Raw genomic sequence first — 18,392 nt, forward strand, 5'->3', positions numbered from 1 at the left:
CGACGCGGGACCCGGGCTTGCCGACGACAGGAATTCCCCGCCCCCGCCCGCACACCACGAAGCGGGCCGCACCGGCCGGTTGAGCCGGTACGACCCGCTTCCAACGCCCTCTCGGGCAGCGCACGTCGGTCCGCTGCCCGGGAGAGGCGTGCCTCAGCCGCGGTACTGCGGCTCGGGCTGGCGCTGTCGCGGCGGCACCTCCTGCTGGGCGGCGAGGCGCCGGGAGAGCTTCTCGCCCTCGACGTCCATGTTCGGGAGCAGCCAGTCGAGCCACTTCGGCAGCCACCACGCGGACTTGCCGAGCAGGGCGAACAGAGCGGGCACGATGGTCATGCGGACGACGAAGGCGTCGAAGAGGATGGCGACGGCGAGACCGAAACCGATCATCTTGACCAGGTCGTTCTCCTCCATGATGAAGCCGGAGAAGACGCTGATCATGATGATCGCGGCCGCGGTGACCACCCGCCCGCCGTACCGGAAGCCGGTGACGACCGACTCGCGCGGCTCGACGCCGTGGACGTACGCCTCGCGCATCCGCGTCACCAGGAACACCTCGTAGTCCATCGCGAGGCCGAAGACCACACCGATCATGAAGACCGGCATCGTGCTCATGATCGGGCTCGGCTGGTCGACGCCGAAGACGTCCGCGAGCCAGCCCCACTGGAAGACCGCCACCACCGCGCCGAGCGCGGCGGACACCGAGAGCAGGAAGCCGAGCGCCGCCTTCAGCGGCACCAGGATCGAGCGGAAGACCAGCATCAGCAGAAGGAAGGCCAAGCCGACGACCGTGCCCAGGTAGGGCAGAAGCGCGTCGTCGAGGGTCTTGGAGAAGTCGATGAACATGGCCGTCTGGCCGGTGAGCAGGATCTCCGGGCCCTTGTCGGCCTCGATGTCCTTTGCCACCCCTCGCAGGGATTTGACCAGGTCCTTGGTCTCGTCCTCGGCCGGGCCCGTCTTGGGCACGACGTTCACGATGGCGGTGTCGTTGGCCTTGTTGGGTGAGACGGGCCCGACCGACTCGACGCCGGGCTCCTTCTCCATGCGCTTGCGGACGCTCTCGGCCTCGGCCTTGACGTTCTCGGCCTCGATGGTCACCATCAGCGGCCCGTTGAAGCCCTTGCCGAAGGAGTCCGACATCATGTCGTACGCCTTGCGCTGGGTGGTGTCCGGCGCCATGGTGCCCTCGCTGGGCAGACCGAGCTTCATGCTGGCGGCGGGGACGGCCACCGCGCCGAGGCCCACGACGGCGAGCAGCAGGACGGCGACCGGGTTGCGCAGGATGAAGCGCGCCCAGCGGGCACCGAGGTTCGGCTGCTGCTGCTTGCGGGCCCGCTCCTCGGCCTTGCGCTGCTTCTTCTCCGACAGCGGCTTGCCCTTGTACAGCGCGCGGTCCTTGCGGGCGAGCACCTTGACGGGCGCGAAGCCGAGGAGCGCGGGGACGAGCGTCACGGCGATGAAGACGGCGATCGCGACGGTGCCCGCCGCGGCCATGCCCATCTTCGTGAGCATCGGGATGTTGACGACGGCGAGGCCCACCAGGGCGATGATGACGGTGAGTCCGGCGAAGACGACGGCGGTGCCCGCGGTGCCCACGGCCCGCCCGGCCGCGTCCTGGCGTTCTCGGCCCTCGGCGATCTCCGAGCGGTAGCGGGAGACGATGAACAGGGCGTAGTCGATGCCGACCGCGAGGCCGATCATCATGGCAAGGGTCGTGGTCGTGGACGACAGGCCGACGGTGGAGCCGAGCGCGGTGATGCCGGCGATGCCGACGCCGACGCCGACGAGCGCGGTGAGCAGCGACATGCCGGCGGCCATCATCGAGCCGAAGGTCAGGACCAGGACGACCGCGGAGACGGCGATACCGATGGCCTCGGAGGAACCGCCCATGGACTGCTCGACCTTGACGGCGTCACCGCCTGCCTCGGCCTTGAGTCCGCTCTTGCGGGCGTTCTCCAGCACCTCGTCCAGGGCGTCGTGCGCCTTGTCGTTCACCTTGGTCTGGACGACCTTGTAGGTGGCCGACACATAGACGGTGGACTTGTCCTTGCTGACGGCGGCGTTGCCCGCGTACGGGTCGCCGACGGTCGCCACCTGGGGCGCCTTGCGCAGCTCGGCGACGACCTCGCCGACCTTGGCCTTCGGGCCCGCGGCGGTGATGTCACCGCCGCCGGGGACCCTGAGGACCACACGGGCCGTGGCGCCGTCGGCGCTCGCGTCGGGGAACTTGTCCTCGAGGAGGTCGTAGGCCTTCTGCGACTCGGTGCCCGGCATCGAGAACGTGTCGACGGGGGGCGTCGGCGCGGACGAGGCAGCGTAGCCCACCCCGCCGAAGATCAGCACCCAGAGCAGTGCCATCAAACCGCGTCGCCGGAAGGCGAAGCGGCCCAGTTTGTACAGGACGGTAGCCACGGGGAAGGGACTCCTGTCGGGTAGTCAGGAACAGGGGACAGTGCGCGAGCCGCGCTGGCGGTCTCGATGCGCGTCGCCGCGGGACTCGACGGGCAAGCAGCGGCGGCGGCATGCGGCATACGGATGGACGGCACGGCTAAGTCGGCCCGTGGGACCGGGCTTGGGCCGTGCTTGCGAGGGTCGAGAGGGCCCCGAACACGAGCCGGAACACGTCGACGTAGCGCGTGGCATCCATAGCGCTACGATGGCACCATGATGGCGCCATGGCAAGCCACCATGGCACATTTTCGGCACCAGCGCGCCACCACCCCCATCGACACCGCCCCCAACAGGCAATCGACAGCAGGTGGGCAAGCCTTTCGAGCGCACGTTCGATCCCGTCGGAGTCACGGGGTGACGCCCTGGACATCTCGCCCCAGACGTCCGGAAGCAGCACTTCACCAGGCCGCCCCCATCCATCCGCACCATCGCCACATTCAGGTGCGGACAGGTTGCAGTCGCCGATCCCGAAGCGAAATCCAGCCAGTACCCGCAGAGGGCCTTGACTTCAGAGGAACCGCTCCCTTCGCGATAGCGAAAGCCCCCTGAGGCGGGAGTTCGCCCGCACCAACGCCCCCGCAACCAGGAACACGCAGGCCTCAGGGAGAAGAGATTCGGCCAGACGGCGACGGCAGAACAAAGTGGCGCTTCGATGGCGCTATTCATGTGCCACTATGGCGTCATGGACCTCACGCCATACGTCGACGAGTTCCGGCACGAGCTCGCAGTCGCCGCTGACGCGGGCGGAGACGAAGCCCGAGCCCTCGCCCAACGACTCACCGCACCGCTGGAGACAGCGGCCCGGCTCACCCTGCTCAACGCCCTGTCCGCCGCCATGGGAGAGGTCACCCGCGACCTCGCACCCGGCTGCTCGGTGTCCGTGCAACTACGCGGCCTCGAACCCGAGTTCGTGGTGACGCCGGCACCCGGCAGGGCCCACGCGGAGCGGGAGCAGCACCGGGGCGCACCGGGGCACACACCGGCGTCCGTGGCGCCGGTGCGCCCCCTCGTCGACACCGGCCTGCCCGGCACTTTCATCCGCCTGCAATTCGCCAGCGTGAGCGGCCTGGAATCAGCCGTCGCCCTCTTCGAACGCGCCACCCCCGACCCTGAGTCGCTCGCCCTGCACCTGCCGAGCGACGGCTCCGTGCCCGCGCTCCGTGCCGTCCTGGACGCCCTCGACGACGCGGCGATCGAGGCCACGCGGCTCACTGTGCACAGCGCCGGCCTCGACGATGTCGCCCACTCCCTCATGGGCGTGCACCCAGCGGGGATCGGGCTGCCCTCGACGGGCATCGAGTTCGTCGTGTCGAACGACGAACTCACCCGCCGCAAGTCGTCGCCCCGCAAGTCCCGCCGCGGCGACGCGGGCTGAGCCCCGGCCGCGCGACCGCGGCGGTCGCACGGCCCGCGCCCGTACCCGGATCAGGACCCTGTCGACGTCACACCGTCGTTCGTCCCGGCCGTCCCGCGGTGAGCAGCGGCAGCTTCCGCGCGCCCGTCAGCTCCGGGTCCGCCATCAGCACGGGCGGGTTGTCCGGGTCGGTCCGCAGGTCCGGGTAGCGCTCCAGGAGGATGCCGAGCGCGATCCGCCCTTCGAGCCGTGCGAGCGGCGCCCCGAGACAGAAGTGGATGCCCCGGCCGAAGGCGAGGTGGGGGTTGGGGTCGCGCCCGGGACGGAAGTCGTCCGGGCCGAAGAAGACACGCTCGTCGCGGTTGGCCGCGCCGACCCACAGGGCGAGCGCCTGCCCGGCGGGCACCCGCTGCCCGCCCAGTTCGGAATCCCGCGTCGTGGCCCGGTAGAAGAGCTGGAAGGGTGTGAGCAGGCGGAGCGACTCCTCGATCACGGCGGGCAGCCCCGTCGGGTCCCGCCGCAGCGCCTCCCTGTACTCCGGATGGGCGTCCAGGCAGAGCACCGTGTTGCCGAGCAGCATGGTCGTGGTGACGTGTCCGGCGATGAGCAGCAGTTGGGCGAGGTTGCCGACCGCCACCGACGACAGCCGCTCGCCGTCGACCTCGGCCTGGACGAGCAGCGTGAGCAGGTCCTCCCGCGGGTGGCGCCTGCGGTCGTCGGCGTGCTCCGCGAAGTACTCGTTCATGCGGCGCCCGAGATCGAGGGCGGCCGCGACCTCGTCCGCTCCGAAGACTCCCCCGCCACCCCCACCCTCTCCCGCCGCATCGGCCGTCGTCGGCCTTTGCTCGCGCGGGAAGCTCTCCTCGCTCCACTGCCGGAACAGCGGGCGGTCGGAGGCAGGGACGCCCAGGAGTTCGGCGATGACGATCACCGGCAGCGGATGGGCGAGGTCGTCGACGAGTTCCAGCGCGCCCCGGTCGTCGGCCCGGTCGAGCAGCTCATGGGTCAGGGCGCCGATCCGGGGTGCGAGGCCCGCGACCAGCCTCGGCGTGAAGGCTCGGCTGACCAGTTGCCGAAGCTTTCGGTGAACGGGCGGGTCCATCTGGGTGAGCAGGCCGCTCTTGTCGTAGTCCGGGACGTCGGGGGCCAGTTGGCGGAAGGTGTCGGACGAGTAGGTGACGGGGTCGGAGAAGACCTCGACGATCTCCGGGTAGCCGTACACGTTCCAGATCCCGGTCCGCTCGTCGAGGGCCACGGGCTGCTCCGGGCGGGTGCCGCGGAGCCAGAAGTGGGCCGGGGGCGCGCCCCATTGGTCGGCGAGGAGGGTGAGCGGCATGGGGCGCAGAGACTGGTAAGTCACGATATTTCACCTTGTTCAGGGCGTGCGGGGGCACGCTCCGCTGGACGGGGACCACGCGGTCGGGGTGGGAGGGGGAAGATGATGCGTCGACGCCGCGGCTCTGCCGAGGGCCGGCGGCGAGGGGTCAGGAAACACGGCGGGGGCACGGTGTCGGCCACCGCGCCCTCGTGCTGCCGTCAGGCGCCGTGATCAGCCGTGGCGTATGACGATGCCGCCGCCGCTGGTGACGGCGTGTATCTCGGCGTTCCCTTCCGGCAGTTCGGACGGTTCGACCGTCACGTCGACGAAGGCGCCGGGGCCGAAGAGGCCGCGCCGGCGCGGGGCCCGGATGAGCAGCCTGTCCTGGCCGTACGCGACGCGGGTCGGTTCGGCGGCGCCCAGGTCGGTCCGGCTCAGTACGTCGCTCGGGCCGACCTCGACCACCCGCAGGAGTGTGAGCCGGGTCGCCGGTTCGAGCTGCGCGGTGGGACGCTCGGCCCTTGCCCACGCCTCATCGCCGTCCGCGTCGGCTGCGACGGACAGCTCCCGGCGGAGGTGGTCGACGTAGGGCAGGAGATCCATGACGCCACTATGGCATCACGTCAATGGCGCCATTGCAAGCCGGTGTGGCACACGAGTGGCGCAGCATGGCGACGCGGCGGCACCAGAAGATATCGAGAGGGCTCCGACCGACTTCGACAGGGACGTCGGCAGGGACGTCGCCAGCGCCGTGGCACGCAAAGGCCAGAAGGCCGCCCACCGGTGGGTGGACGGCCTGCTCGGTCGGCGCCGGGGAGGTGGTGTCAGACCTCGCCCGCGCGCCGCACCCGGTCCAGGACGTCGGGCAGCACGCGCAGGAACGTCGTCACCTCGTCCTCGCCGATGATCAGCGGCGGGGCGAGCCGGATGGTGTCCGGCAGGGCGGCGTTCACCAGGAGTCCCGCGTCCTGGGCGGCCTGCTGCACACGCGCGGCGCACGGCTCGGTGAGGACGACGCCGAGCAGCAGACCGGCGCCGCGGACCCGGTCCACCAGCGGGTGCCCGAGCGCCTCGATGCCTCGCCGCAGCGTCTCGCCCTGCCGCTTGACGTGGTCCAGGAGCCCGTCGCCGTGGATGGTGTCGAGCACCGCGAGCGCGGCGGCGCAGGAGACGGGGTTGCCGCCGAAGGTGGTGCCGTGTGCGCCGGGCACCATCAGCTCGGCGGCCGGGCCGAACGCGAGCGTCGCGCCGATGGGCATGCCGCCGCCGAGGCCCTTGGCGAGGGTGAGGACGTCCGGCTCGACGCCGTGCGCCTGGTGCTCGAACCAGTGGCCGGTGCGACCGATGCCGGTCTGCACCTCGTCGAGGACGAGCAGCGCCCCGGTGGCCCGGGTGATCTCGCGGGCCGCGGCCAGATAGCCGGGCGGCGGTACGACCACGCCGTTCTCGCCCTGGATCGGCTCGATGACGACGAGCGCGGTGTCCTCGTCGACGGCCGCGCGCAGCGCGTCCGCGTCACCGAACGGCACATGCGTCACATCACCGGGCAGCGGCTCGAACGCGGCGCGCTTCGGGGGCTGGCCGGTGAGGGCGAGGGAGCCCATGGTGCGGCCGTGGAAGCCGCCCTCGGTGGCGACCATGCGGCGGCGTCCTGTCAGGCGGCCGATCTTGAAGGCCGCCTCGTTCGCCTCCGCGCCGGAATTGGAGAAGAAGACCCGGCCGGAGCGGCCGGTCAGCCGGAGCAGACGCTCGGCGAGGCGCACCGGCGGCTCGGCGATGAACAGGTTCGAGACATGGCCGAGCCTGCCGACCTGCTCGCTGACGGCACGGACGACGGCGGGGTGCGCGGTACCGAGGGAGTTGACGGCGATGCCGCCGAGGAAGTCGAGGTACTTCCTTCCGTCGGCGTCCCAGAACGCGGCGCCCTCGCCGCGCACCAACGGCACCCTCGGCGTGCCGTAGTTGTCCATCAGCGACGCCTGCCAGCGCTCGGTGAGCTTGCTGTTGCCGCGCTCCCCCACGGCATCGCCCATGACGCCGGTGTCGCCGGTGTCCCTCGTTGGCTCGTTCATCCCATCCCCTCCGTGCCGGGCACGCTCATCGCGCCCTCTCCTCGACGGCCCCGCTCATCGCAGACCCTCTTCGATGTCCGGCATGACCAGCGTGCCGATCTCCTCGCGCGTGAACATCTCGAGCAGCACCGAGTGCTGGACCCGCCCGTCGATCACGCGCGCGCTGCCCACGCCGTTGCGGACCGCGTGCAGGCAGCCTGCCATCTTGGGGACCATGCCGTCGGCCAGCTCAGGGAGGATCTTCTCCAGTTCGCTGGCGCTGAGCCTGCTGATGACGTCCTCGCTGTGCGGCCAGTCCGCGTACAGGCCCTCGACGTCGGTGAGGAAGACCAGCGTGTGGGCGTCGAGGGAGGCGGCGATCGCCGCGGCCGCGGTGTCGGCGTTCACGTTGTAGACGTAGTCGTCGTCGACGCTGCGGGCCACCGGCGAGATGACCGGGATGCGGCCGTCCGCGAGGAGCGCCTCGACGGCACCGGGGTCCACCCCGGCGATCTCGCCGACGCGGCCGATGTCGACCTTCTCGCCGCCCTCGTTCTCGGGCCAGTGCTTGATCGCGGTGATGGTGTCCGCGTCCTCGCCGGTGAGGCCGACGGCGAGCGGGCCGTGCTGGTTGATGAGGCCGACGAGCTCGCGCTGGACGTGGCCTGCGAGCACCATCCGGACCACGTTCATGGCCTCGGGCGAGGTGACCCTGAGGCCGGCCTTGAACTCGCTGTCGATGTCGTGGAGTTTCAGGGCGGCGCTGATCTGCGGGCCGCCGCCGTGGACGACGACCGGCTTGAGCCCGGCGTGCCGCAGGAAGACGACGTCGTGGGCGAAGGCCGCCTTCAACTCGTCGTCGATCATGGCGTTGCCACCGAACTTGATGACGCAGATCTTGCCCTGGTGGCGGTTGAGCCACGGCAGCGCGTCCATCACGGACTGCGCCTTGACCAGTGCGGGGTGCTCCTGCGTGCTGATCCTCATGACGAGTACGCGCTGTTCTCGTGGACGTACTCGGCGGTGAGGTCGTTGGCCCACAGCGTGGCGGACTGGGCGCCCGCCGCCAGGTCCGCGGTGATGACGACCTCGCGGCCGGACATGTCGACCGCCGTGCGGTCGGCGCCGATCGAGCCGTCCTTGCAGACCCAGACACCGTTGATGGCGACGTTCAGGCGGTCCGGCTCGAAGGTCGCGGACGTGGTGCCGATCGCGGAGAGCACCCGGCCCCAGTTGGGGTCCTCGCCGTGGATGGCGCACTTGAGGAGGTTGTTGCGGGCGATGGAACGCCCGGCCTCCACGGCGTCGTCCTCGGTGGCCGCGTTCACGACGTCGATGCGGATGTCTTTCGACGCGCCCTCGGCGTCGCCGATGAGCTGACGGGCCAGGTCGTCACAGACCTGCCGGACGGCCTCGGCGAACTCCGCGTACTCCGGAGTCACTCCGGCGGCGCCGGAGGCCAGCAGGAGGACGGTGTCGTTGGTGGACATGCAGCCGTCGGAGTCGACGCGGTCGAAGGTCAAGCGGGTCGCCGCGCGCAGCGCCTTGTCCAGGACATCGCTCTCGAGGTCGGCGTCGGTGGTGAGGACGACGAGCATCGTGGCGAGGCCGGGGGCGAGCATGCCCGCGCCCTTGGCCATGCCGCCGACCGTCCAGCCCGAGCCCTCGACGACGGCGGTCTTGTGCACGCTGTCCGTCGTCTTGATGGCGACAGCGGCCTCCTCGCCGCCGTCCGCCGAGAGTGCGGCGACCGCGCTCTCCACACCCGGCAGGAGCTTGCCCATCGGGAGGCGGACGCCGATGAGGCCGGTGGAGGCCACCGCGACCTCGCCCGCGCGGTGCCCCTCCAGGCTCGCCGCGACCTTCTCGGCGGTCGCCCGGGTGTCCTGGAAGCCCGCCGGGCCCGTGCAGGCGTTGGCGCCGCCGGAGTTGAGGATGACGGCGCTCACCGCGCCCAGCCTCAGGACCTGCTCACTCCACACCACGGGGGCGGCCTTCACCCGATTCGAGGTGAAGACACCCGCCGCCGAACGACGCGGGCCGTTGTTCACGACCAGGGCCACATCCGGATTACCACTGCTCTTTATTCCGGCCGCGACGCCTGCGGCCAGAAAGCCTTGTGCTGCCGTGACGCTCATGGCGCAATTACTCCTATAGTGGAAGTTCCCAGTTTCCCGGGAAGGCCGAGGGGGACCACCGACAATGACATGATTCGCGCCGCCCCGTTCCTCGCTTCTGGCGACTGGGTGCCGTGAATCCACAACTCCCCTGGCGCCCTTTTCCATTGAACGCCCCACATCGCTGATCCAGCAGTTCAGCGATGTGTCGCCGCAACTGCCGGGCACGGCCGCCCGACAGTCCGCAACAAACTACAGGCAGATCAGGCTTTCAGCACCGGGCTGTCCTGTCCACGGGACAGCGGGTCACCGGCACCGACCGTGCCGGGAACCATAGGTATGTCCCGTTCGGACCGCCGGATAACCAACAGAGTAGGTACGGGAGCGCACTTCACGGTCGTGCCCGGCCTGTGGAAGGCTCGGCATTTGTCACGGAACTCTGGTCCGGCCGCATGAATACTTCCCGGGACCGCCGCAGTACCCCCCGATCCATACCGACAATTCGTCGGCGAGCAGCCGGGTCTGGACGCTGGGCCTGCCCGCGGCGACAATGACGAGGCTGGTGGACTTTGTCCGTCGGCACCTGAAACGAACGGCTTCCGCCTGGAAGCATCGTGTACGGCTTGAAATGGAGTGGACATGAGCAGCAACCCGTTCGACGACGCGGATGGCCAGTTCTACGTCTTGGTGAACGACGAAGAGCAGCACTCCCTGTGGCCGTCGTTCACCGAGGTCCCCGCCGGCTGGCGGGTGGTCTTCGGCGAGGCCGGCCGCCAGGAGTGCCTGGACTATGTGGAGCAGAACTGGACCGACCTGCGGCCCAAGAGCCTGCGTGACGCGATGGCCGCCGACCAGGCCGCATAAGGCCCCTGCGGCGGGCGCGCTCCTGAGCGACGCCGAGAAGCCGTGCAAGGGCGGGCCCCGGTGCTGGGAAGCACCGGGGCCCGCCCTTCACGCGCGCACGGGCCCCGTCGGGCGCGCGCACGCGAACGGCCCGCCGGTGGGGGCCGACGGGCCGTCCGGAACAGGGGTGGCTCAGACCTTCTCGCCGACACCGCGTCGCTCGACGATCGAGTCGGCGATCTCACCGCTGCGTACGGCGATGTTCGACAGCAGGGACGACGTCAGACCGTGCGTGTGCTCGGTGCCGCCCTGGAGGTAGATGCCACAGGACAGGTCGCCGGTGGTGACGACGCGGTAGTCGCGCTCCACCCGGTGGCGCCCCTCCTCGTCGCGCAGGCAGAAGCCGTCGAGGTCGCCGAGCAGGGAGGTGGCGTCCATCGTGGCGTAGCCGGTCGCGAAGACGAGCGCGTCGACGTCCATCTCCTGCTCGGTCTCGCCGTCCAGGAGCGAGTGCAGGACGACCCGGGTGTCATTGCCGGAGCGCTTCACTTCCTTGACCCGGGTGAGGTTCAGGAAGCGCAGCCGCTGCGCGCCCGCGACCTCCTCCTCGTAAGAGCGGCGGAACAGCTCGCGGATCACGTCGTCGTCGACGACGGAGTAGTTGGTGTTCTTGTGGTACCGCCAGAACGCGTCCCGCGTCTTCTCGGTGCCGAAGTAGTAGTGGTCCACGGCGGTCGGGTCGAAGACCTGGTTGGCGAAAGGCGTGTCGTCCGCGACGGAGTAGCCGTAGCTGGGCAGGATCGCCGAGACCTGCGCCTGCGGGAGCATGTCGTGCAGGTACTTGGTGATCTCGGCGGCGCTCTGGCCGGCGCCGACGACCGCGACGCTCTTCAGCTCCTCGGGCTTCATCTGTCCGTACTTCGCCAGGAACTCCGAGCTGTGCCACACCCGCTCGTCGCGCTCCATGCCGTCGGGCATGCGCGGCACCAGGCCGGTGGAGACGGTGATGTTGCGGGCCTTCACCACGCGCGTGGTGCCGGCGACGGTGTCACGGACGACGACCTCGAGGATCTGCTCGTCCGCGGCGGACTCCGCCGCCAGACGGACCTCGGTGACCTCGGAGTTGTACGAGACGCGGTCGCGGAAGCCCGCCTCCGCCCACTCCAGGTACTGGTGGAACTCCTGACGGGTCGGGAAGAAGTCCTGGTTGTTCACGAACTGGACCAGGCGGTTCGAGTCGTGCAGGTAGGACACGAAGCTGTAGCGCGACAGCGGATTGCGGAAGGTCGCGAGGTCCTTCAGGAACGAAATCTGCATCGTCGCCTGCGGGAGCAGCATGTTGCGGTGCCACCCGAAAGCGGCCTGCCGCTCGAAGAACGCAGCTGTGATCGGCTGCTCCGAGGAATTTGACTCGTGTTCCTCCAGGGCGATGGCGAGGGACAGGTTGGACGGGCCGAACCCGATCCCAACGATGTCATATATCTCGTTTTCACGCGTACCCATAGATATTCTCCCGCTGATGTAGCTTCGACAGGGACTTCCGCAGCTGTGACGACGGCATTGCGGTTATCCGAGAAGACCTTGGTCGGAAAGGCTGCGGTCGGAAATGCTGCCAACTCTCGTCTGACGTGCGGCTGATGGTCTCGAACATCTCGACCGGTGGTCCGGGAGACACGCATTGAGTATTGCGCTGGAGAACACCGCCACGCCAACTTAGAGGTGCCGGACTGACCTTTCAAGAGGCCCCGGCCGCACCGTCTGCCGGGCAACGTTGTCCTGCCGACAGGACAGCCAAGTCGGCTCGTCCGCAATTTTGGTAGCGCCTCTCAAAACGCTGGTAGCGTCGGCGACTTGACACCGCACCGTGAGTGAGACTAGCGAAAGGGTGAACTCCGGATGTTCGTTCCCAGTCAGTACCGCCAGCCGGACAGTTCGTGGATGCTGGATCTGATCCGCGGCAATCCGCTGGCGCTCTTCGTGAGCAACGGCAGTCCCGAAGCGGGACCGTTCGCCACGCATCTTCCGGTGATTCAGGATCCGGAGTGGACCGGCGAATGGTCGGACGACCTCTCGGGCGGCCGACTGCTCGGACATATGAACCGGGCGAACCCGCACTGGAAGGCGCTCGAGTCGGGCAGCGTGAATCTCCTGACGTTCACGGGACCGCACGGCTATGTGTCACCGACGGTCTATCAGGTGACGCCGGCCGCGCCGACGTGGAACTTCACCTCGGTGCATGTCCACGGTGTCGTCGAGAAGATCGAGGGCATCGAGAACACCCTGGAGGTGGTGAAGTCCACCGTGCGCACCTACGAGGGCGCCTTCGGCGACGGCTGGGACATGTCGGAATCGCTCGACTACTTCCGTAAGATCGTGCCCGCCGTCGGCGCGTTCCGCATCAAGGTCACGGGCGCCGAGGGCATGTTCAAGCTCAGCCAGGAGCAGCCGGACGAGGTCCAGGACCGCGTGCGGGACTCCTTCGGCGGCCGCGAGTGCACCCGCCACCAGGCGACGGCCAAGCTCATGAGCAAGCTGCCGTAGCCCTTCCGCGCTCCGGCAGCCCGCCGCGGCCGCTCCACCGGCCAAGGATCTCCGCACGGCCGTTCCGCTGCCACGGACCGTTCGACGGGCCCCACGCACCCTTCTCGCTCACGGGACTTCGGGGCCGGCCGTTCCGTCCGCGGCAGCGGCTCGGCTCATCCGCACCGACACGTCCCGACACGCAGGGCCCGCACTCCCTCTCAGGAGTGCGGGCCCTGTGTCGTATATGTGTCCCGTCGAGGTCAACTGCCCTGATCTCGGCGGTGGTTCACCATGTCAGGCACGGGCGCCCGGTGCCTCAGGCGCTGATTCCGGCCTGCTCCCGCTGCTGTGCCGCCTCGTCCTCGACGAGTGCGCGCTCGGCCGCGTTGTCCAGCGTCGCGAGCACCCACTGCTCGAAGTCGATGCCGGACTGCTCCGCGGCCTTGTGCCACCACTGGAGCCTGCTGCCGGGAACGGCGAGCCTCCGCATCGTCTCGGGCGTCTGGGTACCGTCGCGCGCCTCGTCCTCACGGGCGACGCGGATGGCGCTGCGCAGTTGCTTGGTCGTCCACTGCATCTGCTCGGCCCGGTCGAGCCACAGCTCCTGCTCGTCGATCGGCAGCGAAGCCAGCTCCGCGTGGTGCTGAAAGCTGAGCGCCGCGCGCCGTCGGCTGAAGTCGAAGCGCCGTGACACCCATGCGTAGTTGCGCAGGGTCTGGTACTGGAGCCCGGCGGCGCGAATGCCGCGCTGGTAGCGGTCGGTGTAGTGGTCCTTGCCGTATACGAGCCAGTCCCCGAGCCACCAGGAAGAAGAGTTGACGATTCCGGAGAGCTGGCGGCCTGCCCGCTCCCAGTCCTCGAAGGTGAGACCGGCCGGCATCTGCAGGCCCACCTTCGTCGTCAGCACCTGGCCACGACGCTCGTCCACTGCTGTTCTTCGCTGCCGCGGCACCGCGCTCGCGTTTCGGCGGAAGAGCACAACCTTCGAGTCCTCGAGGTCGCTGACCTGGTTCGTCATCATGCCTCCATGTGAAAGAACATCGAACGAACGCGGACACAACGGTCCGCGTTCGAACTGGAAATGCCGTGCGGGTATGGCAGCCGTGTCCTGACCCGGAACCGGGTCGGAAGCCTTCGCGCATCGCGAGGCACAGGCTGGCCAATCAATCACAGCCGATCGGCCGGATGAGGGCTCTCCCCAAGCCGCTCGCCGAATCGGGTCGTCAGAGTTCCGTCAACTCATCGCTGGATCCGTCGGCGCGGCACGTGCGTGTACGCCGACGGGCCGCCCTCACCGCTCGAGGGGGCCGCCGGCACTGAGCACAGGCAGGTCCGGCCGTTCGGCGCATCCTTGAGGACTGCGCAGAAGGCATTCAGTCGGCATGTGTGTGGATTCGTACATCAACTACTCGCCCCGTTCAACTACTCGCCCCGTTCGCCTCGACCACGACCTCCGCGTCCTCGGGACGGCCGACGTGTCCTCCATCGGTACCGATGACCCGGTTTCGCAGCGGTCTCTTCCAAAGGCCTACCCGAGTAGAACCCGACACCTGTTGGAGATTCAAGGAAGAGGCAGTCGCTCGTCGCGACTTTTCGAAGTTCGAACAAGATAGCCCAGCGCCGCTATGCCTGTCCTGGCGTGGTGCACCTCCCTTATGCCTGTCCTGGCGTGGTGCATCTCCCTCAGGACTCGGACAGCGGGGGCTTTACCGATCAACTTCCGCCATGGACAGCATGAATCGAGCCAACTGCAACGCGGAGTGAAACGGTTGCAGACGAGAAGGGGGACATACAGAAGACGGGGGCCTTCGCTGAGTTGGCGAGCCGGATTCGGGGCAAACGGTGATGGTCCGTCACCATTGGCGCCTATTAGGGGAATCCCAGGGCTGCTAGCACACTCTAGCATTTTCCATACAGACTCTTCACACAAGTATCGGCCACGCTCCCGCGGATGTGGCCGAAGAGCGCCTCGCCCGGCACGTCGGTCTGCGGCTATGCGGAGTCAGACCCACCGGGACGAGCATGGAGGTGCGCGCGGAGAGTCGCGGTGCGAGCGGAGGAGAGAGCCGGGCCCGACGGGCACCCCCCGGGGGCGCTCTGGGGGCCACGGCGGAACACCCCTCGGAATGGTGTACTCCAGGACACGAATGCCCGGAAGTTGGAATTCCAGATCCCCTCCGCAGAAGCGGCCCAGCAGTTGGTGCCGAACTGGAACCCGAAACGGAGAGGTGGATTCCACTGCTTGCGCCCTCGCTGATGTGGTGCGCGAACCCGATTTGCTGCCGTGGTTGCCACATCAGTCACACCCGCAGCAAGATGGTGCGACGCGCTCTCGGATCCTAGACTCGACGCTCCGCAGCTGCCGCTCAGGGACGTCCGGGAGGGATCGCAGCATGCTTGTGCCCTGCGCATTGCCAACGTCGGCTCCGGGCGGCGAGGCGCCCGAAACCCACTTGGCGTCTCCTTTCGGCGACTTCACCGACCAGGTCTTCCAGCATCTGCGCCGTGCCGATCAGCGCAGATGGGCGGGTGCCTATGTGGCGGGTCTTCTCATCACTCCCGGGAAGAAGTCCGTGCGCCGCCTCGCCGAAGCCGTCTCCGGGTCCCCCACCGCCGTGCAGTCCCTGCGCCAGTTCGTGAGCCTGAGCCCCTGGGACTGGGACCCGGTCATGGAGGAACTCACCCGCTGGGCCGAGAGTCACGGCCGCGTCTCCACCTGGGCGATCGGCCGCGCGGTCCTGCCCAAGCGCGGCGACCGGTCCGTGGGCGTGCACCGCCACTTCGACCCGGACTCCGGCCGCACCCTCAACTGCCAGCTGGGGCTCGGCGCCTTCCTGGGCATCGGCGCCCTGCACGTCCCGGTCGACTGGCGACTGCTGCTTCCGGCGCCCTGGACCGAGGACGCCCAGCTGCGCCGACGCGCACGCATACCCGACGACGTCTGTCACCGCCCGCTGTGGGCCCAGGCCCTGGACCTGGTCGACACCCTGGAGGCCCGCACCGCGCCCACGCCCGCGCCAGTCGTCGCCGACATGAGCGACGACCCCGACGCGGCGCTCTTCCTGCGCGGACTCAGCCAGCGGGCGCGCGACTTCGTGGTCGCCGTGCCCCAGCACCTGAAGGTCCTGCCCGTCGGTGACCGCACACCCGGCACCCCGGAGCCGGTGAGCGCGCGGAGCCATGTCTCCTCGGGGAACGCCGACTCCGTCCTCGTCACCGCGCCGGACGGCCACCGGCAGCACACCCGCGTCCGGTCGGTGCTCGTGCGCCTGCCCGGGGCCAGGCCGGGCGCGACCCCTGAATATCCCTATCGTCTATTCACGGATGTGCTACCGGAAAGTCGTCCGGGCTCCATGTGGCTGACCAGCCTGACACATGAACGCCTCGACAACGTTGCCTCACTCGCCACCCATCGGACCTGGTGCACCACAGCGGTCACGGGCATGGAACGCCACTTCGGACTCCTCGACTTCGAGGGCCGTTCCTTTCCTGGCTGGTATCACCACATGACGCTCGTTTCCGCCGCGTACACCTATCAGCGACTCACGCACCGACCGGTTCCGCGGCATATGCCTTGCTGTCCCGCGCCACTCCCCCGAAACCATCGGCAACGACTGCACTTGGTCTGACGACCGCACCGGATTGACCTGTATTCAGGATTCGTCCGGCATATTCCCGGCGGCCGCATGACTGCCGTGTGATTACCACCTGACCGTCGCGTGACCGCTACATGGCGACTACGGCGAACCCGATTCCCCGACCCCATGAGCGAATTGGCGCAATTGACTACGAGTCATCCCGGACATCGCGCATTCCACGGGACGCGGCACGCCCGGAATTGCGGCGCGACACGGGAAAGGGCGTCCATCCGGCGCACCGGGTCGACGCGCCTCGCGCACCCGAGGCCCGGCGTGCGTGCCGTAAGGGTGCGGCCCTGGAGACCGCCGGGGGAGGTCGGTCTCCAGGGCCGCGGGATCGGTACCGACATGCGGCAGCACGCCGGCCCGAAGCCTGTGGCCGCGATGCGGCCGGTTCACCCGGCCCGCGGGCTAGTTCACCCAGCCCGTGTAGCGCTGGGAGCTTCCCTGTGCACCGCGCGGCACGCGCCGCTCCGCGCGGCGGCCGCGCTGCTCATCGAACTCCAGCATCGCCGATACCGCTCGAACCAGCCATGCGTTGACCGACAGCCGCTCGCGTCCCGCGGCCTCCTCGATCCGGGTCTTGAGGTGCTCGGGCGGTCGGAAGTTGATGCGGGAGGTCGCACCTTCCTCCCCGTTCATCGTCACTGGCGCCAGTGACACCAGTGATGGCGCCACCCTGCTGTGCGGGTGGTCGAAGTCGTGGTCGACCTCGTCCTCGAACGGCTGGTCCGGCGGGGGCGCCGTCACGACGAACGTCGGGTCGAGACCCCGCAGACGTATCTCGACCGAACCGGGGGCCAGGTCGCGGGTGATCTCGTCCGCGGCGGCCGACAGCGCGTCAAGAAGCGTCAGACGGACAGCGGAAGCCAGCGGCGCGACGAGACGTTCGGCGAGTTCTCGCGTCTCCTCGTCGCCCGCCTCCACTGCGGCCGACAGCTCCTGGCGCAGGTTGTTGACGTACCGCGTAAGTTCCACGGCGCCATCGTCGCACCACTATGGCGCCATGCGCAAGCTTTCGAGGCATCACTATCGCGACTCTTGGCACCGCGTGTCGTCGCCGGGCCCAGGAGGCGGTTTCCGGTCAGACCGCGCCGCCCCCGGCCGACCGTGCCGGAGCGCCAACCCGTGGCGGGAATGAGGCGTGTGACTTACGCTCGCCGCCCCAGGCGCACCACACTGGACCTCCACGCCCAAGAGCCGGAGCGCGACGAGGAGTTGGTGAGATGTCCACGCAGTCCCCCGCGGGATCCGACCGGGCGACCAGGGAAGTGATCGACGCCTATCTGGCCCGGCTCGCGGAGCGGGACCTGGACGGCGCGGTGCGGCTGTTCTCCGAGTCGGCGGAGTGGGTCGCGCCGGGTTCGCCGGAGGTCCCGTGGTCGGGGAACCGGACCGGGCGCGCGGGGGTCCAGGAGTTCTTCACCACCCTGCACGCCTATCTGCAGCCCGAGGAGTTCACCGTCACGCACATCGTCGTCGACGGCGAGCAGGGCGTGATCCTCGGCCACCTGCGCGACACCGTCAAGGCCACCGGCGCCCCGCTGACCACGCCCTTCGCCGCCCATCTCACGGTGGTCGGCGGCCAGGTCACGCGCTACCACCTGTTCGAGGACACCTACGCACTGCACCGCGCCGCGACCGGCGCCTGACCGACCCGCGAGAGAGGCACGCCAGATGACCCCCCGTGACCGCATGCCGTCCCATCCGGTGGTGAGCGCCTTCGTGGACGCGGTCAACGCCCAGGACCCCGCGGCGCTGTGGACCGTGCTCGCGACGGACGCCACCGTGATCGACGTGGGAACCGAACGCGACCTCGACGCGTGGGTGGAACGTGAGCTGTTCTCGTCCCACGCCCGGATGGAGGTGGTGCGGGAGTCGCCCGACGGTCTGTCGGTCACGGCCCGCTTCCACAACGACATCTGGGGCGACATCGACACCGCGTGGGAGTTCTCGGTGTCCGAGGGCGTCATCCGGCGGTTCGTCGCCGGACCCGCCTGAGCGTCGGGTCCGGCGGGAGACCGGGCGTGCCGCGGGGCGGACCACGACCGGTCCGCCCCGCGGGTCCACGGCCGGTCCGCCGGACGGACCGCGCGGCAG

The 18,392-nt window shown here is 69.2% G+C and carries 14 protein-coding genes and 1 pseudogene; 6 read left to right on the forward strand and 9 right to left on the reverse strand.

Going from position 1 to position 18,392, the window contains the following annotated elements:
• Positions 1-153: 153 nt before the first annotated feature.
• Entirely contained in the window at positions 154-2,409 is a 2,256-nt protein-coding gene (locus tag OO63_RS26295; RefSeq protein ID WP_051811209.1) for an MMPL family transporter, read from the reverse strand.
• 721 nt (positions 2,410-3,130) lie between these two features.
• Between OO63_RS26295 and OO63_RS26300 the strand changes: the two are divergent.
• Positions 3,131-3,377, forward strand: a pseudogene (locus OO63_RS26300) (hypothetical protein); the annotation flags it as partial.
• 513 nt (positions 3,378-3,890) lie between these two features.
• Here OO63_RS26300 and OO63_RS26305 read toward each other — a convergent pair.
• The 5 genes from OO63_RS26305 to argJ all read right to left on the reverse strand — a co-directional run bounded on the left by OO63_RS26305 (position 3,891) and on the right by argJ (position 9,309).
• On the reverse strand, positions 3,891-5,162 hold the full coding sequence (locus tag OO63_RS26305; protein WP_234311063.1) for a cytochrome P450: 1,272 nt from the start codon (positions 5,160-5,162) through the stop codon (positions 3,891-3,893).
• A gap of 189 nt (positions 5,163-5,351) precedes the next feature.
• The gene (locus tag OO63_RS43860) at positions 5,352-5,723 is read right to left on the reverse strand and encodes a hypothetical protein (protein WP_030357092.1); all 372 of its coding nucleotides are present in this window, start codon (positions 5,721-5,723) and stop codon (positions 5,352-5,354) included.
• 221 nt (positions 5,724-5,944) lie between these two features.
• A complete protein-coding gene (locus OO63_RS26315) occupies positions 5,945-7,153 on the reverse strand; it encodes an acetylornithine transaminase (protein ID WP_030357091.1) in 1,209 nt (402 codons plus the stop codon).
• A 93-nt stretch (positions 7,154-7,246) separates the two neighbouring features.
• Positions 7,247-8,158: an acetylglutamate kinase gene (gene argB, locus OO63_RS26320; protein WP_030357090.1), complete on the reverse strand. Its 912-nt coding sequence runs from the start codon at positions 8,156-8,158 to the stop codon at positions 7,247-7,249.
• A complete protein-coding gene (argJ, locus tag OO63_RS26325) occupies positions 8,155-9,309 on the reverse strand; it encodes a bifunctional glutamate N-acetyltransferase/amino-acid acetyltransferase ArgJ (RefSeq protein ID WP_030357089.1) in 1,155 nt (384 codons plus the stop codon). Before argJ ends, argB begins: the two co-directional genes overlap by 4 nt.
• 618 nt (positions 9,310-9,927) lie before the next feature.
• Between argJ and OO63_RS26330 the strand changes: the two genes are divergently transcribed.
• The gene (locus tag OO63_RS26330; protein ID WP_030357088.1) at positions 9,928-10,152 is read left to right on the forward strand and encodes an MbtH family protein; all 225 of its coding nucleotides are present in this window, start codon (positions 9,928-9,930) and stop codon (positions 10,150-10,152) included.
• 171 nt (positions 10,153-10,323) lie between these two features.
• Here the strand turns inward: OO63_RS26330 and OO63_RS26335 are convergent, their stop codons facing one another.
• Positions 10,324-11,634 (reverse strand): lysine N(6)-hydroxylase/L-ornithine N(5)-oxygenase family protein, encoded by a 1,311-nt coding sequence (locus OO63_RS26335; RefSeq protein ID WP_030357087.1) that lies wholly within the window; start codon positions 11,632-11,634, stop codon positions 10,324-10,326.
• A gap of 393 nt (positions 11,635-12,027) precedes the next feature.
• On the opposite strand from OO63_RS26335, the gene OO63_RS26340 reads away from it, so the two are divergent.
• The gene (locus OO63_RS26340; RefSeq protein ID WP_030357086.1) at positions 12,028-12,672 is read left to right on the forward strand and encodes an FMN-binding negative transcriptional regulator; all 645 of its coding nucleotides are present in this window, start codon (positions 12,028-12,030) and stop codon (positions 12,670-12,672) included.
• Positions 12,673-12,970: 298 nt separating this feature from the next.
• Here OO63_RS26340 and OO63_RS26345 read toward each other — a convergent pair whose 3' ends face one another.
• A complete protein-coding gene (locus tag OO63_RS26345) occupies positions 12,971-13,675 on the reverse strand; it encodes an LmbU family transcriptional regulator (RefSeq protein ID WP_030357085.1) in 705 nt (234 codons plus the stop codon).
• A gap of 1,372 nt (positions 13,676-15,047) precedes the next feature.
• On the opposite strand from OO63_RS26345, the gene OO63_RS26350 reads away from it, so the two are divergent.
• Entirely contained in the window at positions 15,048-16,283 is a 1,236-nt protein-coding gene (locus tag OO63_RS26350) for an IS701 family transposase (RefSeq protein WP_051811210.1), read from the forward strand.
• A gap of 420 nt (positions 16,284-16,703) precedes the next feature.
• Here the strand turns inward: OO63_RS26350 and OO63_RS26355 are convergent, their stop codons facing one another.
• A complete protein-coding gene (locus OO63_RS26355) occupies positions 16,704-17,270 on the reverse strand; it encodes a hypothetical protein (RefSeq protein WP_030357083.1) in 567 nt (188 codons plus the stop codon).
• A gap of 248 nt (positions 17,271-17,518) precedes the next feature.
• Here OO63_RS26355 and OO63_RS26360 point away from each other — a divergent pair, with 248 nt between their 5' ends.
• Together OO63_RS26360 and OO63_RS26365 are read left to right on the forward strand one after the other, a co-directional pair.
• Positions 17,519-17,944 (forward strand): nuclear transport factor 2 family protein, encoded by a 426-nt coding sequence (locus OO63_RS26360; protein WP_031192579.1) that lies wholly within the window; start codon positions 17,519-17,521, stop codon positions 17,942-17,944.
• 25 nt (positions 17,945-17,969) lie between these two features.
• Positions 17,970-18,293, forward strand: coding sequence for a hypothetical protein (locus OO63_RS26365; RefSeq protein ID WP_030357081.1), 324 nt, complete (start codon positions 17,970-17,972; stop codon positions 18,291-18,293).
• Positions 18,294-18,392 lie beyond the last annotated feature (99 nt).

The organism is Streptomyces alboflavus (genome assembly GCF_000716675.1).
Taxonomy (GTDB): Bacteria; Actinomycetota; Actinomycetes; order Streptomycetales; family Streptomycetaceae; genus Streptomyces; species Streptomyces alboflavus.

What these genes read in the sequence shown, in the direction of transcription:
- OO63_RS26335 (WP_030357087.1), bottom strand. Translation starts at nt 11,634, where the DNA reads ATGGGTACGCGTGAAAACGAGATATATGACATCGTTGGGATCGGGTTC.
- OO63_RS26360 (WP_031192579.1), top strand. Translation starts at nt 17,519, where the DNA reads ATGTCCACGCAGTCCCCCGCGGGATCCGACCGGGCGACCAGGGAAGTG.
- OO63_RS26350 (WP_051811210.1), top strand. Translation starts at nt 15,048, where the DNA reads ATGCTTGTGCCCTGCGCATTGCCAACGTCGGCTCCGGGCGGCGAGGCG.
- OO63_RS26340 (WP_030357086.1), top strand. Translation starts at nt 12,028, where the DNA reads ATGTTCGTTCCCAGTCAGTACCGCCAGCCGGACAGTTCGTGGATGCTG.
- OO63_RS43860 (WP_030357092.1), bottom strand. Translation starts at nt 5,723, where the DNA reads ATGGATCTCCTGCCCTACGTCGACCACCTCCGCCGGGAGCTGTCCGTC.
- argB (WP_030357090.1), bottom strand. Translation starts at nt 8,158, where the DNA reads ATGAGGATCAGCACGCAGGAGCACCCCGCACTGGTCAAGGCGCAGTCC.
- OO63_RS26315 (WP_030357091.1), bottom strand. Translation starts at nt 7,153, where the DNA reads ATGGGCGATGCCGTGGGGGAGCGCGGCAACAGCAAGCTCACCGAGCGC.
- OO63_RS26365 (WP_030357081.1), top strand. Translation starts at nt 17,970, where the DNA reads ATGACCCCCCGTGACCGCATGCCGTCCCATCCGGTGGTGAGCGCCTTC.
- OO63_RS26330 (WP_030357088.1), top strand. Translation starts at nt 9,928, where the DNA reads ATGAGCAGCAACCCGTTCGACGACGCGGATGGCCAGTTCTACGTCTTG.
- argJ (WP_030357089.1), bottom strand. Translation starts at nt 9,309, where the DNA reads ATGAGCGTCACGGCAGCACAAGGCTTTCTGGCCGCAGGCGTCGCGGCC.
- OO63_RS26345 (WP_030357085.1), bottom strand. Translation starts at nt 13,675, where the DNA reads ATGATGACGAACCAGGTCAGCGACCTCGAGGACTCGAAGGTTGTGCTC.